The organism is Nitrospira sp. (assembly GCA_029194675.1).
In the GTDB taxonomy this organism is placed as follows: domain Bacteria; phylum Nitrospirota; class Nitrospiria; order Nitrospirales; family Nitrospiraceae; genus Nitrospira_D.
The window spans coordinates 648,795-665,779 of record JARFXP010000003.1; the positions used below are offsets into that span (position 1 = coordinate 648,795).

Sequence of the window (16,985 nt, forward strand, 5' to 3'; positions counted from 1 at the left end):
GGCCTATTAACTATGTCAACCGCACGTCGTAATTGCTCTGAGCCGATGCTGGAACCGTAATACCGACTTGTTTTATTGCCGCATCTTTTTGAACGCGCAAGGTATACGCGCCCGCCCGCATCATTCTGATGTGATATCGTCCGTCGACATCCGTGGTCGTGGCCATATTACTTTCGACAACCACGATCGTAGCGTCAGTCACAGGGCCACCTGTCGCATCCGTTACCCGCCCGCTGATACTGAAGAATTCGAGCCGAGTGGCCGGCTTTATTTCCTCTGCTTCGAGTGAGGTCCGCTCACCCACGTGAACCACTTCGGTCATCACAAGGGGGGCGGTTACCAGCGTGAACGGTTGCATTGCAATCGTGACCGTCACCGTGATGGATGGCCGGAGATGGTTCCCAATAGCTGCCCAAAATTCATGAGGGTCCTTCAACCCGTCGGGTTGTGCGGTGACCATCGGTAGCGGTGGCTCTTGCCCGACAAGACTTCCCTGCAATAAAGAGGCTGGAATCGTTGGATATTGTGAAAGCGCCATCAATACCTGGCTGAGTATCCGCTGCTCCTGCAGCGCCGGTTCTTCTCCCCCGACGGGCCATGCCGTGATGAGATATGAACAGGCCACGCGCTTGGGTGACCGGACCATGGTCGCTTGCCCATTGTTCCGCTCAATGATCGGTTCGTTACTCCGCAGCTCCAGGTTCTCGCGAATATCGTAGAGAAAGACATCCACCGTCAGCTGCGTGGGAGCAAACGGCGCTGCTGGGTGGTCGAAGACAACTCGTGCCGTCTTTAAGGGTTCCGGAAGATTCGGATCCTCCAAGATCTTTTTCAATGTCAGGCTCAAATCACGAATCATGCTGCGATGCAACTCCTGGCTCACTCCACACTGCATCATTCCACGTTCGCCCTAACTTTTGGTGCTCACGCCGGGCTGCCTGTATAAGGTGGGACATCCTGATCATCCCACCGTCGCTTGCAGCATAGAAGGCGGCGGCCAGTGCGATATTCTTAATATTCCCGCCCGCCAACCTGACCTCCCGTGCCAGCAAGCACAAGTCCACGTCGCTTGCCAGCGGTGCTTCGCGCGGGAACATGATTTCCCAGATGTGTCGGCGATGCATCTCATCGGGAAAGGGAAATTCCACTATCACCTGAATTCGTCGGACAAAGGCCTCGTCCATCTGTTGACGCACATTGGTTGCAAGGACGGCGACACCTTCGTATTCTTCCATTTTTTGCAGGAGATACCCGACTTCAATATTGGCATACCGATCGTGAGCATCCCGGACTTCCGTTCGCTTGCCGAAAAGCGCATCGGCTTCATCGAAAAATAAGATCGCATTGGTGCGTTGGGCAGCGGCAAAAATCCGATCGAGGTGCTTTTCCGTTTCTCCGATATATTTGCTCACCACTTGTGAAAGATCGATCTTGTATAAGGGGAGATGGAGCTCCTTTGCGATGATTTCTGCCGCCATTGTCTTCCCTGTTCCCGGCGGGCCTGAGAACATTACATTCAGCCCCTTACCCATCGAGAGTTTGCGATCGAACCCCCACTCGCCAAAGACGATATGCCGGTGCCGAACCTGCTCGGAAATTTCTTTCAATTGCGCCAGTTGATCCGGCGGCAACACAATGTCGTCCAAGGTGTGTTTCACATCGACCTTCCGCACCAGCTTCGCCAAATCCTGCCCGGACTGCGCGCATGCGGCGGCAAAGAGATCCGCCACCGTAGCCTGGGACCTGTTGGAAGAAGGCGAGGCATCGTCCGATGGGACTGCGGTCCGCCACTGGGCTGCATTGGAAGCCGCCACCACTGCATCCGAGATCTGATCGGGCATCAACCGGTACCGGCTCGCCAGCGCATCCAAATCAGAGACATCGAGTGGGACGCCTGCGATCTCCAGATTGTGGCTCCAATGGGCACGACGTTGGGCAAAGCCCGGCATTCCGACGGGGACAGCGATCACACCGGCTGAGCCGCTCCCGGAAGGCATCCAGGCCTCGCCTCCCGTCAGCATTGTCAGGCCTTCAGCTTGGGCAAGCACCGCCTCAAACCGTTGGTACTGAAGGATCCGGTCCGGCGCGCGAAGTACCTCTATGCCGTCAATGCAGAGAATCGCCTCGTGCAGCATCGCATCGCGCAACGCCAGTTTGAACAGTTGTTCAAAATCCGCTCCAGACCCCAGAGCCCGCGCCACATCCAGCACCAACAGCGATGCCCCCATGCAACCGACCAAGGCCTCAACCGTGCGAAGCGTCCAGGCACTGCCGGGCCCATGGAAATAGAGCTTGACGGGCCGCTGGACATCGAGCGATCGGCGAATCACCGTCAAGAGCGCCTGTTGATGTGCGGCCTCTTCCGGCATGTCTGCCTGTAAACCGGCTCGAGAGGCTCTCTCTGTGATAATCCGGCAATAGGGGGCCAACCGTGAGTCCAGGCGCTCTTGACCCAGCAAGAAATTGGTGACCTGCTCGTCGACTTTCAGGTAGTGGCTCAGCAGCGGCGGCTGAAGTTGATTCGGATCAGGGATCAATCGGAGCAGATTGTGGTGGAGCAGCGGAGCGGTAGATGAGAAATGCTCCCGCCGATCGAGCTTGTCTTGGACGGTGACACAGAGGAGATTCAATGCCAGATCAACGGTCGGCCGACGTCGACTGACGTCGTCCTGCAGATAGGCGTATAGTTTCTCGTAACGCAGGTCGAACTCCGGTGCCAATGCGATAAACACGACGGCGATATCGAAGGAGGAGAGGCGACAGGCTTCCGCTAATCGGGAGAAGCCGGAAGGCAGCGGCAAATGCTCTGAAAATGTGTTAGACCCGCTGTGCCCGAACAGCGGCTGGCTGGGTGGTTGGGCAAGGAGTCGATCAACGTCACGTGGCGTGATGTAAAGGCCCCGGAAGGAGTCGTTGGCTGATCCCGTCCCATAGACCTCCTGTCCGGCCGCCAGCGCGCACCGAATGCGTTCGTCCACCCAATTGAGCCATGGGAGCAGCTGAGAGATGGCTTCCGACTCGTTTAACGAAAACCGGTTTGAGCCGGCGGTTTCCTTGGATCCTACGGCGTGGGTGTTCGACTCGCCGGCGCTCATTCTCGGCCTAACTTGTCCCGAGGCCGATAGCCTGCCTGTAATGCCTACTGATTCGCTCCCATATTGATGCCTCGACATCCTGTGCACTACTCCGTTGGACCTCGTCATCTAGGTGCTGTCGGGTCACCCAGAGGGCTTTGGGAAAAGAAGACTCACTTTCCGAATCGTTACGGATCATCTGTGCCATGGATGAACTAAGCGAGACCGGACCTTCGGCTCGTTCCTGAGCACGCCGGTCATCATGAAGCAGGAAATCGAAGGCGTTATGGCCGATCTCGGAGTAGTTCGCACAGCGCCTTTCGAACGGAGCCTGAATCCCCTGAATCGTGTCTCTCAGAAACCATCCTAATGGCGTGTTCTTATAAGGAGTCCATCGTACATGTCGATGGCTCAGAACACCTGATCCACATTTCTTTTCCCCTACAGCACATTTAGTGCCAACCTTAATCTCTCCCATCGATCACCGCATGAGAAGTACATGAATGTCCTATCACAGGATCACAAATGGTACACGGGATCCTGGTATTCGTCTTGAGCTGAGCTAATTCGCAAGGGCGCTGTGTGCATAAGCGCTCGTTCTGAGGAATACTTAGCCTCACACACCGGACGCAATTTCTCTCCTGGCCGCCGAATTAAGGTCAAAGTCGATGCCCCCCTCGGTCCTGCATCCGTGCGTTCAGAAGGTCCGCCGCTAATTCAATTGTTTCAGAAGGTCGATTATTTCGGCACTGGCAGGAATCAGAACTCTGTCACAGGAGCTGTGAACTTCCTTAAGCTGACCACGACACCGTGAGTGGTAGGAGGGTCAGATACAATTGAGACAAAACTCTAGCTGGAGGTGAAACAATCAGCCGGCAGCGTCCTCGCATCGCACGAGAACGTCAGCATCAAATTGCCGAGATCTCTCTTCGGATCGATGATGATCGCAGGAATGTTGTCGATCGCAGCTTCTTCCAGCAAGGCCAAACAGAGGCCTGTCTTCCCGCTGCCGGTCATCCCGACGCAGACCGCGTGCGTCACCAGATCTTTCGAGTCATACAGCAGCCATCCCGGCTTGGCTTGCTTCGTAGCGAGATCATACGGTCGGCCCATATAAAACACACCGAGTTTTTCAAAATCTTCTGCGGTGGATGGGACAAGCGGGGATGACGACGCGGATTTCTTCGTGGTACCTTCGCCCTTCACACTCGAGTCGGTCTTCTTTGCCTTCGGCATACCTATATCCCCCTTCGCTCACGGATCGGGATAAATTTCGCGGTATTGTAGTGGTCTAACGGATGAGCTTCAAGCAGGCGCGGAACGATCAACCGAAATGACTATGAGCCCATGAATTGGGGGCAAGAGACAACATGTTCTTAACTCGGAGGACCATCACCATTCTTTGAAGATGACGAACACTGCCACGACAATCAACGCGAACCCCACCACATAGTTCCACTTCATCGCTTCTTTCAGGTAGACGACCGAGAAAATCGAGAATACGACCAGTGTGATCACCTCCTGGATCGTCTTAAGCTGCGCCGCGCTGAACTCCCCGTGACCGATCCGATTGGCCGGCACTTGAAAACAATATTCGATAAAGGCAATTCCCCAACTCGCCAGAATCACCGTGAACAAGGGATAGTCCTTGAACTTCAGATGGCCGTACCAGGCCAGCGTCATGAAGACGTTCGAAATCGTCAGCAACGCGACAGTCTGCATCGGACACACTCCTCCTTCTTTTAAGCAAGGTGGGCCTATTGTCCCTTGAATTCGCGTGGCGAGAAAGCAAATGAGCAAATACCGGAAGGATCTATCAACTCACGGCAAGGGTCATAAAGAGGTTGGCGATGCTCAGAAACAGGATCGCATCCATGAAACTATCTCCTGAGCTAAGAAAATATTAAGTGCAGCACATTGCGCTTCAGTATTTGACGGCTTGTTTTTCGATCCAATCCAGCGCGGCGTCAACATTATCGAAACATTCAGCCAATGGCTCTTTACCTTTCCAATTCTTCCTTACGGTCAAAGCATATTTGCGGAATTTAGCGTCAAGAACTACAACATCGGCATATGGGACCACACTGACTGCATGCTGCAAATCCACCAGGTCTTGTTCAGTAGGATGCGCCTGAGTGTCGGCTGTTGTTGCATCCGATAGCGCTGCTTCAAAAGCCAGGGCGCGGAACTTCTTGATGTTCATTGCTTGAAGATATTGTCGTTTTGATCCGTCGGCTATTACCAAGCCCCCAGGGAATTGAGATGGAAGTAGCATCTGAACGAACTGCTTCTGCTCTTGTCGAGATAAACCTTTTCGTCCAACCGTCGCCTGAACTGTCGATTTGAGTTTCGACTTGATACTGGGATACTTCGATTGCTCAGCAAATGCTCCATGAAAGAGCTTTGGCCTCTTGAAAAACCAAACCAATCCTTCCTTCCTAATATTCTCAATATCATGATGCCTACTTAATTCCGGGAAAATAGCAAGAACCCCTTCACAGAATGGGCTGCGTTTGCAGTAGGGTATTCCAATTGAATTGAAGAAATCCTCAGCGACCTCGTCTTCTTGCAGATCAGTCTTCAGCCTAATCCAGACACATGGAACTTCCTTTGAAAGCATTTCGATCTTTTTGCAAAGGTCTATAGCCCTATCTTTGTTACCATCTCTTATCGCTTCCTGGACATACCAAATAGTCAAAACCAGGGTGCAAGCTCCGCTTTTGCAGAGCAAGACAAGCCTCTCTCGCTGTGACATACATGAAGGCGCTTGGAGTAAATTGATAATCGCCCACTGATCCAAGAACAACGTCAAGGGAGGCATTATTCTCCTGAATCAATATCAAACGTGGCTGAGGGCCATTAGCGCCATCAACCATCACTACCCCTTTCCTTTCTTCGAGGCGGGCGGAAGGGATGAGCATGAAGGCTTCGCTGTAGCGTTAGCTGCCATCCGGAAGCAGTAATGGTGCTGGGCGCCGTTCTGTCAGTTCGTCCGGTAAGGCGCACAGCCAATAGCAGGGAGATGAGGTAGGACGACGGGGTTCATCGCATTACGGCGAATCCGGAATGTTCACCCTTCCGCCCGCCTCACCCCACCCCCGCTTCTTTCAACACCTGTCCCGTATACGACCGCTTCGCCTTCGCGATCTCTCTCGGCGGTCCCTCCACCACAATCTCACCGCCGCGATCGCCGCCCTCTGGCCCCAGGTCGATGATCCAGTCGGCGTTCTTGATGACATCCAGATTGTGTTCGATCACCAGCACTGTATTCCCCGCTTCGACGAGCCGATCCAACACATCCAGCAATCGCTGTACATCGGCGAAATGCAGACCCGTTGTCGGTTCATCGAGGATATACATGGTGCGTCCGGTTGCGCGTTTAGAGAGCTCGCGTGACAGCTTTACTCTTTGTGCTTCGCCGCCGGAGAGCGTTGTCGCCGATTGGCCGAGCTTCACGTAGTGTAAACCGACATCATGCAACGTCTGGAGCTTCGCTTTGATCAATGGAATGTGCTCAAAGAACTCCAACGCATCGTCCACCGTCATGTTCAGCACATCGGCGATGCTCTTACCCTTGTGCAGAATCTCCAGCGTTTCCCGGTTGTAGCGTTGCCCCTTACACACCTCACAGGTCACATAGACATCTGGCAGGAAGTGCATCTCGATCTTGATGAGTCCATCACCTTGACAAGCCTCGCACCGTCCCCCTTTCACGTTGAAGCTGTATCGCCCTGGTTTATAGCCTCGGACACGGGATTCCGGCAGGTTGGAATAGAGATCACGGATGTACCCAAACAGGCCGGTATAGGTAGCCGGGTTTGATCGGGGAGTCCGGCCGATCGGCGACTGATCGATGTCGATCACTTTGTCGAGCGCATCGACTCCTCTCAATTCTTTGCACCCATCGATTTTCGGCTTCTTGTGATAGAGCAACTGGGAGAGCGAGTGAAAGAGCACTTCCAGCACCAAGGTGCTCTTGCCCGACCCCGATACGCCGGTCACGCATGTCATCAGGCCTAGCGGGATTCGCGCCGTCAGGTTTTTTAAGTTATGTTTCTGTGCCCCGACTATAAAAAGCATACCTCTGGGCTTTCGCTGTCGTTGCGGCACGGACACAGTCTGCGCGCCGCGCAGGTATTGGCCCGTCAGTGAGTTGGGATCGCCCATGATCTGTTGAGGCGTCCCTTGCGCGATCACATGCCCTCCATGCGAACCGGCACCAGGGCCCATGTCGAGAACATGATCGGCGGCCTGCATCGTTTCGGCATCATGCTCAACAACCACCACCGTGTTGCCGAGATCCCGCAGCCTCAGCAATGTCTGCAGCAACCGACGATTGTCGCGCTGATGGAGTCCGATCGAAGGCTCGTCCAGGATGTACAATACTCCGACCAGGCCCGATCCGATCTGAGTGGCCAATCTGATCCGTTGCCCCTCGCCCCCGGATAAGGTCGCCGCGGCTCGATCGAGCGTCAGATAGTCCAAACCCACATTGACGAGAAAGCCCAACCGTTCACGAATCTCTTTCAGGATCCGATGCGCGATCACCAGTTCGCGATCGGTAAACTTCAGGGACAGAAAAAAATCCGCCGCCGCGCGAACCGAAAGGCTGGTCACCTCGGCGATCGATTGCTTGGCTAATTTAATAGACAAACTTTCAGGCCTCAGCCTTGCCCCATGGCAGACCTGACAAGGTTCCAATAGCGTGAAATCCTCTTCCTTCTGATCACCCTGCATCATGGCATAGCCGATACCGTCGCAAGCCGGACAAGCTCCGTGCGGGCTGTTGAAGGAAAATATCCGTGGGGTGACTTCCGGATAGCTCACACCGCAGTTGATACAGGCCAGCTTGTCACTATAGAGCCTCGTTCGAGCATCTTCCGTTAACACCCCGACCAAGCCTCCGGTCAGCTTGACCGAGGTTTCGACGGAATCTGCCAGTCGCCGCATGAGCGCATCGCCGGATTTCATCACCAGCCGATCGACGATGATTTCGATCGTGTGTTTCTTCTGTTTATCAAGGGCAATGTCTTCACCCAGATCGACAATTTTGCCGTCGACGCGAGCGCGGACATAGCCCGCCTTTCGCATCTCCAGCAGTTCCTTCCTGTATTCACCCTTTCGCCCACGCACGATCGGGGCCAGAATTTGAAACTTTTCCCCTTCCGGCAGCGAGGCAATCGCATCGACCATCTGCTGGACAGTCTGCGCGGTGATCTCTTCTCCACATTGGAAACAATAGGGACGCCCGACGCGGGCAAAGAGTAGCCGAAGATAGTCATAGATTTCCGTGACCGTGCCGACGGTGGAGCGGGGATTATGGCTGGTGCTCTTCTGCTCGATGGAAATGGCAGGAGACAAGCCTTCGATGGAATCGACGTCCGGCTTCCCCATCTGTTCGAGGAACTGTCGGGCATAGGCCGACAATGACTCGACGTAGCGCCGTTGACCTTCTGCATAGATGGTATCGAAAGCAAGCGACGACTTACCCGACCCACTCAAGCCGGTGATGACCACCAGCTTGTCGCGCGGAATCTCCACGTCGATATTCTTGAGGTTGTGCTCCCGCGCACCCTTGATGATGATGGAGTTGCCCATGGGGAAGTGGATTATAGCATGCGACTTCGGATGGCTACCGGCGCTTGCGGGATCTGCGGGGAGTCCGATCGAGCGCTTCACCCCAGTGAGTCAGAAATGCCGTCACGAATTCGTGTTCTTCAGCCGGCGGCACGGCCAATCTCGCCAAGGCCAACGACACCGTCAGCGCGATGTGGTACCCCTCGGAACGGGACGCGACAGCTCGGCGATAGGCCGGATGCGTATCGTTGATGACGACGGTCGATTCGACAAGACGCCCAAGGTCAGGATCTCCCTCCAACGATTCGAATCGAATGCTGAGTCCATAGCGGCCAGGCCGAGGCCGTCCCTTGGCCCCTGGAACGACGGCGACGCCGGGAGAAGGTTCCTGTCGCGGGAGCGGCTCTTCCTCCACCTCTTCGACCGGTGCTTGGATTTCAGCCAGTTCCTGGAGTGCCTCTGCAGGGGAAACAGACTCCACTGAGGCCTCCGTCTGAGCCATAACCGATAGTGAAAGCAGTGCCTGTCCATCTTCGGCGGAGTCCGTCGGCTCAATGGGCAATCGCTTCTGACCCCCGGCTCGTTGTTCGACCAGCGAAGCCAGCAGCGGAAATTCATCGGCCAGTTCCACCAAGACGGTTTCCAGGTCTCGTTCCATCGGCCGTACGGCGCGGCGGTTCGCCTTATCAGCGGATTCTCTGATATCGCCCCAATGAGCCAGTTGCTGCGAGACCGCCTCCTGGATGGCCTTGCGATATCCCAGGTACAGCGCGCCCCGCGAGCCGACACGAACGAAGTCTCCTTTATTGAGCGTGAGGGCGGCGGCGAGGGCCGGCGCTTCGATCATCCCAGCCATTCTGTCGGGCGCAGCCGGCGTGAGACCAAGCCAATCCCATCCGCGCTTAATGACCTTGCCGAACGTACTGATTGCCATGCCGCGCTGGTCATCCGGGACCGGTGTCTCATGCCGCGTCAGGTAGCCGATTGCGGTCGGTCTGCGCTTGCGCGCCAAGCACACGGCAATTCTCGATACCTCGGCGCCACGGGCGTGATGGCGAGCCAGCACTCGACCGTTGACCTCGAAGCAAAACCCTTTCGGATAATGTTGACTCAGAATCTCGTCGAACTCGGGCTCGAGCAGCGGCTGGTACTGTCGGCGCAGCGTCCCTTCGAGATAGCCTTCGTCCAAGAGCGGCGAGAGCGCATTGTGGAGCTTCAGCTGCACCGCCGTGCCATGATCGGTCACCAACCCCAATGGGGGAATCCATTTCCACGGCGCTTTGTGCCGTCCCGCCAAGTGCCAGCGGCTCGCCACATGTTCCTTGCCACGTCTGGTTTCGGTAACGACGTCTTCACAGACCAGCAGACCAAGCTTGATCCCAACTCCGGCGAAGCCGATACCATGCCCCCGCGTCTTGGTGCTGGCGGCGAGATCGTGGTAGCGCACCAGGTCTCTTCGTCTCATCCCCGATCCGTCGTCTACGATGGTCAGCGTGGATAAGGCAGGTTCCGTCTTCAAACGGAGGCAGGTGGCGCCGGAATCCAGCGAATTGGCCACCACTTCGGTGAGGATGGTTTCTTCGAGCGCGCCGGGATAGGCATCGCGCAAGTCTTCGAGCAGGTGCTGCAAGTCAACGCGGGTTTCGCCCAAGGGAATCACCTCTTCTAGTCGTTGGCTTCAGCCAGCCATTCATCCCACCGTCACCGGTATGAGTGTCATCGTGTCGTTGCCGAAGATATCGATGACTTTGACGGCGATGATGTAGCGGCCTGGCTTGTCATATGTGTGCGTGGCGGATTTCAATTCAAGGTCACGGTTCTGGCGTGTGCGGAAGCTCTGCCATTCGTTCTCGAAGATGTAGGCCCCTGTCCACCGTTCTTCAAACTCGTCGGCCGTCAGGCCAAGTTCCCGTTGAGCCGGTTCCTGTCCGGGCAAAAAGCCCTGCACGCCTCCGAGACCGGTGCCGAACGGAACCTTAATGATCTCCTTCCGGCTTTCATAGTTGAAATCCACCGCCCAGTAGTCCACCCAATCGGTCCATTTCTTGGTCAAGACGTCGCGGGTGACAACACCCTGCTTGTCCTTGCTGATCTTGATGAGCTTGCCGGATTCGCAGACCACCTCGCTTTTGCCTTCTTTCAACTCAGTTTCTATAGACTGTGCGATACCCTGCGAGTAGTAGACGGAGAAATCCGTCAATTCAACGGCCAGAGTCAGCCTGTATTTCTTGTCGAAACGTGGCGTCACTTCGATGTAGGCCACGTCGTGGAACCGCACCTGCCCCTTTTCCACGGCGCGTTTGTCAAAGACTTCCGGCGGGATCGTCTTGGGCGCGAGGTCAATGCCCTTCTGCTTCGCCTCGTCCAGCACGGCTGGAAACAAACCCATCTCGAATTCGAAGGCCAGCACGTCCACGCGGGAAGCGTTTCGCTTGCGGCATTCCGTGATGACCTCCTCCACGAACAGCCGCCCCACCGGCAAGTTGATCGGGCCGACGACCACAAGCCGCCCACCCTGCTTGCCATGAAAGAAGCCCGTCTCAGACAATGGCTCGGCCTTGTAGGCTTTCAAGACCAATTCGCGGAACTCCGCTTCCTTCTTCGCCAGCACCTGTTCCTTCTTCTTGCCGGTGAGGCGGCCAGCCACGTTGAGATAGGCCTGACGTTCATAGCGACCCAGGTTCAGGACTTCAAAGGCGCGAAAAGGTTTGCCGGAGGCTTTGAGCTCACGCTGGACTTGAATGAGCCGCTTGCGCGTCGTGTGAATCCCGAACTTGCCCAGGTCGGTGGCGATCCATTTGCGCCCGAGCTTTTCCGCCACGGCAGCGGTCGTGCCGCTGCCGCAGAAAAAGTCCGCCACCAGATCGCCTTCGTTGCTACTGGCTTTGAGGATGCGCTCGATGAGGGCTTCTGGCTTTTGGGTGGGATAGTCAACTCGCTCCTCGGCTGCCGAATTCAGTACTGAAACATCAGTCCACACGTCGTGAACTGCAACGCCCTTGAGTTCGTTCAGAGGCGTCTTTAGGCGCGGCGTTCCAGTTTTCGTGAAAGCGATTCGCCCGCGAACCATCAAATCGTCAATTCCTTCTTGGTCGTATCCCCAATGTCTCCCGGGCGGAGGCTCAATGCTTTTGCCCTTGAAGATTCGGGCTGGGCCTGGGCCAGCGCCGCTGAGATCTGACAAACGATGAATTGTTCCATCTTCGTCTGTTAGAAAATCATGACCGCGCGCCGTCTCTTCGGTTTGTGGGACACTTGGCTGATTCCACACAAGGCTGTCGCCTTTTGAGTAGAAGTAAAGCAAGTCGTGAACTCGTCCGAGCTGATTGACGCCTTTGCGGCTGGACGTTCTTTGCCAGACGATTTCGTTTCGGAACATTTCCGTCCCGAAGATTTCGTTCATCGCCAAACGGATGAACCCATTTACCCGCGGATCGCAATGCACATAGATACTTCCTTCGCTGTGCATCAAATCGCGCATGAGCATGAGGCGTTCGTAGATCATGGCGATGAACGAATCCGCGCCGCGTCCCCAGGTATCGCGGTAGGCGATTTGTTCGAGAAGATTGGGCTCCTTGTGAAAGGTCTCCCCGCCGATCTCGATGTCCATGCTGAAATCCGCTCCCACGTCGAAGGGCGGGTCGATATAGATGAGCTTGAGGCCGCCGGCCTCCTCGATCTGGCGGCGGAGCGCGCCGCTTTTGAGGGAGGAGAGAATTAGCTTGTTATCGCCCCAGATGAGCTTGTTGGTCCAGCCCTTGATCTGCCGTCCGCCTAGGTCAAGATCCAGCTCCCCGTCGCGCTGCTCTTTTCGTGGCTCATCAATGTGTTCGAGCGTCTGAAAAGGCAGGATCGTGGTGCAGACTTCTCGGCTTTTGCCGTTCCAGACGAGTTCGACCTCGCGTTTGTCGGCGAACAGGAGAAACCGATACTTCTCCGGCAACGGCTTGCCCTGCTCGATCAGCTTGATCAGATCGCGCTTCTCTGCGTCGGAGAGGTCGTACCGCTCGGAGTCATGTGGTCGTGCCATAAAAGTATGTTCGGTTAATCAATTCGGTTAGTACTCTCTTTATTACCCTCTTTTGAGGGTAATACCCAATTCATCCGCCCGACATCCGTCAATTAGCTCTTCTTTTAGCTCTTTTCGGTCAGCCATTAGCTCTTTTCCCCCTTCAGGCACCAGAGCGCCCCAGGACCACGCCCGATGGCTTCGATCCGCCCCTCTTTCCGCAGCCGGGCCATCACCAGGCGGATGGTCGCACGGCTCACTCCAGGACATTGCCTGGCCACATCCTCGACAGAAAACTCGCCCACCATATGGTTGATCGCATAGGAAACCAGTTCTGCCTTCGCTGCCGGCCCGGTGCTTTCACGCCCCGCCCTTCGTTCGAACTCAGTATAGGCCATATTGATCACATCCACGGTGTACGAGAAAAACGGGAGCACGTCGTGGCGGCTCTCATGCCAGCCTTGGGAGCTTTCATGCAGACGCGCGTAATAGGATTCCTTGGTCGTTTCAATCAGCCGCTCCAAGCTGATGTATCGCCCGACTTCGTAGTCAAGCTGGTACAGCGCGAGCAGCATGAGTAATCGGGAGACCCGGCCGTTCCCGTCGGCAAAGGGATGGACGCACAGGAAGTCCAACACAAGCGCGCTCACGGCCAGAATCGGTGTGACCTGCTTCTGCTCCAGCACATGCTGGTACAGCAGGCAGAGGTTTTCAATCGCCTTGGGGACTTCCTCAGGTTCGACCGGCTTAAAGCGAATCTCCGTTGTGCCGTCCGGATAACGCGCCACGATGTGGTTGGGGCGATCCTTCCATTCCCCCGCCCTCGGATCGACCTCGCCGTGGATCAGCCGGTGAAACTGCCTGAACGTGTCCGGAGCGATCGGGATTTCACAGGCTTTGGCGTGAATCCATGCCAGCGCCCTCCGGTAGCCGGCTATTTCATTTTCAGACCGGTTCGTGGGCCTGGCCCGCCCCAACACCAGAGGCCGCAAGCGATCCCGCGCGACGGTGACGCCCTCGATACGGTTCGATGATTCGACGCTTTCCACTAACGCCATTTCGCGGAGGGCCTTCAGCACCTGTGGAGTCTGCTTGCCGTAGAGAGCCTGTCGCCCTCGCGCCGCGGCGATGTCGGTCAGCGCCGTGACCAGCCGCTGTGGAATGCCCAATTCAGATAGCCGGACGGTCCTGAACGAGTTCATGCGGCGGCGGCTTCCTGTTCAAGAAATGAGAGATCCAGATCGTGGACGCAAATCTGCGCGGTCATGAGTTGGTGAAGGAGGGTGCGGAAGAAGCCAGTAAACGATCGTGGTTTTTTCTGCGGCGACTGGCGGGTGAACAATTCCTGCTTACCTCTGGCCTCGGCGAGATCGGTCAGATACCACGTCGTCTGTGTGGGCAACGTGGGCGGTTCGGCGGCGAGTTGGCGGAGCGTCATCATGGCCGGCTCTTGTACTCCGTAAAGCTCGCGGCAAGCGCGGCGAAGGTGCCCGGTGTGTGCTGCTCGAAGCCAGCTTGATCGACGAAGACAAAATCATACCGCCGGCCATCCTCCTCGGCGGCGGTCACATCGGCGCACCATTGTTTGAGGCGGGCCATCTTCTGCGGCAAATCCAATTCCTCGCGCCCCTTGGTTTCTACAAGCCAGACCGTGCTATCGGTGGTCCGTACGATGAAATCCGGCGTGTAGCTGGAAAGATCGCCGTCGGCCTTCACGTAATCGAGCTTGAAGCCGACCGCCAGGTAGTTCTTCGCGAATGCCGCCACGTCATCGGCCGATTCAAGAAAGGCGGCAAACGACAATTCAAATCCTCCAGAGTGTGGCTCGCCGACCGTCTTGGTGAAAATGGATTTTTTCGCCACGAGGAATGGACGGTGTTCGGTGCGGAAGGGACGTGTTTCCTTCAGGCGAATCTTGGCTTCGATGCGCGTGATGCCGCTGTCTTGAATGGTGAGGGCATTGATAGCGGCCTTGAAAGCGTCGTAGAGGACTTTGCCGGACTCCGGCTCGGAGAGGTTGCGGAGCACCACGGGATCTTCGAGGTTCACCGGCCCCCCGTCAAAGAGGTGCTCACGCATGAAGGTCTTCACCTTCCCATACAGCAGGTCATAGCCGCCGACAAGCCGCAAGTCCTTGAGCAACTGGCGCGCGAAGAATGCCACGACGGAACGGAAATCGGCAGGCCCGGAGCCGTCGAGTTGGATCGTATGGTGAATCTCTGAGTCAAGCATCGTCTTGAAGACGATTTCTCTCGTTTCCTCCGGCGTGAACGGTTTGAGAGGAAGCCTTTTGTTGCCTAAGGCTGCTGGGTCGAGGTCATCGAGATTCTTGAACTCGCGGTGGAACCGACGGGTAAGCTTAGGGAGCGGAATGTCGAGTTCTTCAAGATTCTTCGCCTGATTCTCCCGGTCCACTTCAACGATGAGCGAGTCTTGCCGTGCTGTGCCACCGCCCATCGGCACCCGCTCGAAGCTCACGCCTTCGCCCTGAATGGATTCGACGAATTCCATGAACGCGGGGGTACCCATCACCGAGACGGTTTCTTTCGTATCCGTGCCGAAGTACATCCGACGGAGGCCGCGCCCGAGGGTTTGCTCCGGCAGGATTTGGCTTTCCGCCGTGTATTCCCGTAATCCGACGATCACGGTGACGTTGCGTACGTCCCAGCCTTCTTTGAGCATGAGGACGGACACAATGGCCCTGTAGGGAGATTGCCAGGAATCGATTTCGTTGGACTGTTTGCGGAGCAGTTCGAGTTCTTCCTTCTTCTTGCCTGAAGTCGCCTCGGAAATTTCGCCGTTGTTTTTAGTGTGGATGACTAACACCCCACCTTGCAGTTCGGGACAGATCTTTTCGAGGTAGGCTCCCACATCGTCGCAGTTGCGGGTGTCGTCCACCATGACAAAAAGCACGGCTTTCTTACCAAGTGCCTGGTGTTCGGTGTAACTCTTCCGCCATTCCTCAATCCCGAGAGCCAGGTAGTCGGCGTATTTCTCCGTGAAGAGGGCGCTCGTTCTTTCAATCAGCCGGGCGCGGCTGGCCGCATCGGGAAGGACGGGATGTTTCACGACGTTTTGATGGATGGCCTCCACGAGCGGATAGTCGGACACGGTTTGCACGAAGATCGCCCCGTTGTTGTGCCGTGGTGTCGCAGTCACGTCCACCTGCAACGCCAAGCGGCAATCTTTTTGGAGCATCTTGTGATGGATATCCTGAATGGATTTGAACCAGGCCATCTTCGGGTCGTGGATGTGGTGCGCTTCATCATTGAAGACAGCCAGTTCCTCCACCTCACGGACGATCTCGCCAAGATCGGTCTGGCTATCGGTGGTTTTGCCGACAGGTTTAGGACCGAAGGGTGACAGGAAGTAGTCACGTAGGTCGTCGTCCTCCAGCGAAGGATCGGCCACGTCACCGAGGAACACGCGGTGGATGTTGGTCAAGAAGAGGTTGCCTGTATCACGGACCACGCGCACATCATCCTGGATGTGCAGGGTGAGCTGAAAGTCGTCACGCCAGTTGCGACCCTCGTGACCATTGCCCGGGAGAATTGGGTCATTGAAGAAAATCTTGAGGCCGTCGAAGTCCGCCCGCAGCCGATCGAGGACGATGATGTTCGGCGCGATGACCAGGAAATTGCGAGACAGCGTGGACTCCGACTCATAGAGCTTGTGGAAAAAACTCCAGGCAATGAGGAGAGAAAGGACTTTGGTTTTCCCTGCGCCGGTCGCCATTTTCAAGACATAGCGCGGCCAGTCTTCATCGAACATGCCGGAAGAGACGGCTCCAGAAGCATCGAAACGAAGGAGATCATACTTGTCTCGGGCACGACGGACCTCGACCAGCCAGATCACTGTTTCTACTGCCTCGCGTTGGGCAAAGTAATAGCGGAAGGGAGACAGCGACCCATCGGCATTTTCGATCAGATGTTCACTTTCGAACCAGTGACGGAGTAAGGCTGCTGAGGTCGCGGATGCATCTGGATATTTCTTGTCTCGCCATGTAAATACCTCCTGTCGCACCTTCGCCACGAGCGGCGGCAACAGCTTCTCGTAGGCCGTGTTGCGGAGTGTTTCGTCGGCCGGAAACCAGCGTTGCTCAGGAACAAGGGGGGTGTACGGTGAAAGTGGAAAGTCAGGGTGAAGGGCCATACTTTTTTAGGCTACTTACCGATTTGGCCGGGAAGGATACCCGGTTCTGCATGGGAAATCACCATGTTGAATGTCTATGGTTATGAAGCGCTGCTTGACCGCCCTCATCTTCAGTCTGCAGAAAGTCACCTTATTTATGGCACTTTGGACAGAATGGGTTCGGTTTAGCGGCT

At 56.0% G+C, this 16,985-nt stretch carries 11 protein-coding genes; all 11 read right to left on the bottom strand.

The features are described 5' to 3' along the window. Positions 1–10: 10 nt before the first annotated feature. The 11 genes from P0120_17975 to P0120_18025 all read right to left on the bottom strand — a co-directional run bounded on the left by P0120_17975 (position 11) and on the right by P0120_18025 (position 16,812). Positions 11–859: a Pvc16 family protein gene (locus P0120_17975; protein MDF0676201.1), complete on the bottom strand. Its 849-nt coding sequence runs from the start codon at positions 857–859 to the stop codon at positions 11–13. Beyond that, on the bottom strand, positions 849–3,095 hold the full coding sequence (locus P0120_17980) for an AAA family ATPase (GenBank protein MDF0676202.1): 2,247 nt from the start codon (positions 3,093–3,095) through the stop codon (positions 849–851). The genes P0120_17975 and P0120_17980 overlap by 11 nt, the downstream gene beginning before the upstream one ends. 828 nt (positions 3,096–3,923) lie before the next feature. Further along, complete coding sequence (locus P0120_17985) at positions 3,924–4,310, bottom strand: hypothetical protein (GenBank protein MDF0676203.1); 387 nt, start codon at positions 4,308–4,310, stop codon at positions 3,924–3,926. 156 nt (positions 4,311–4,466) lie between these two features. Then, the gene (locus tag P0120_17990; protein MDF0676204.1) at positions 4,467–4,796 is read right to left on the bottom strand and encodes a DMT family protein; all 330 of its coding nucleotides are present in this window, start codon (positions 4,794–4,796) and stop codon (positions 4,467–4,469) included. A gap of 202 nt (positions 4,797–4,998) precedes the next feature. Further along, positions 4,999–5,886, bottom strand: a complete 888-nt coding sequence (locus P0120_17995; protein MDF0676205.1) for a hypothetical protein — start codon at positions 5,884–5,886, stop codon at positions 4,999–5,001. Between the two features lie 275 nt (positions 5,887–6,161). Continuing rightward, entirely contained in the window at positions 6,162–8,672 is a 2,511-nt protein-coding gene (gene uvrA / locus P0120_18000; GenBank protein MDF0676206.1) for an excinuclease ABC subunit UvrA, read from the bottom strand. A 34-nt stretch (positions 8,673–8,706) separates the two neighbouring features. Further along, positions 8,707–10,302 carry an ATP-binding protein gene (locus P0120_18005; GenBank protein MDF0676207.1) on the bottom strand — a complete coding sequence of 532 codons (1,596 nt, stop codon included), beginning with the start codon at positions 10,300–10,302 and terminating at the stop codon, positions 8,707–8,709. Between the two features lie 39 nt (positions 10,303–10,341). Then, positions 10,342–12,681, bottom strand: a complete 2,340-nt coding sequence (locus P0120_18010; GenBank protein MDF0676208.1) for a DNA methyltransferase — start codon at positions 12,679–12,681, stop codon at positions 10,342–10,344. A 125-nt stretch (positions 12,682–12,806) separates the two neighbouring features. Further along, complete coding sequence (locus P0120_18015) at positions 12,807–13,862, bottom strand: Fic family protein (GenBank protein MDF0676209.1); 1,056 nt, start codon at positions 13,860–13,862, stop codon at positions 12,807–12,809. Further along, positions 13,859–14,101 carry a hypothetical protein gene (locus P0120_18020; GenBank protein MDF0676210.1) on the bottom strand — a complete coding sequence of 81 codons (243 nt, stop codon included), beginning with the start codon at positions 14,099–14,101 and terminating at the stop codon, positions 13,859–13,861. The genes P0120_18015 and P0120_18020 overlap by 4 nt, the downstream gene beginning before the upstream one ends. Beyond that, the gene (locus P0120_18025; protein ID MDF0676211.1) at positions 14,098–16,812 is read right to left on the bottom strand and encodes a DEAD/DEAH box helicase family protein; all 2,715 of its coding nucleotides are present in this window, start codon (positions 16,810–16,812) and stop codon (positions 14,098–14,100) included. Before P0120_18025 ends, P0120_18020 begins: the two co-directional genes overlap by 4 nt. Between the last annotated feature and the right edge of the window lie 173 nt (positions 16,813–16,985).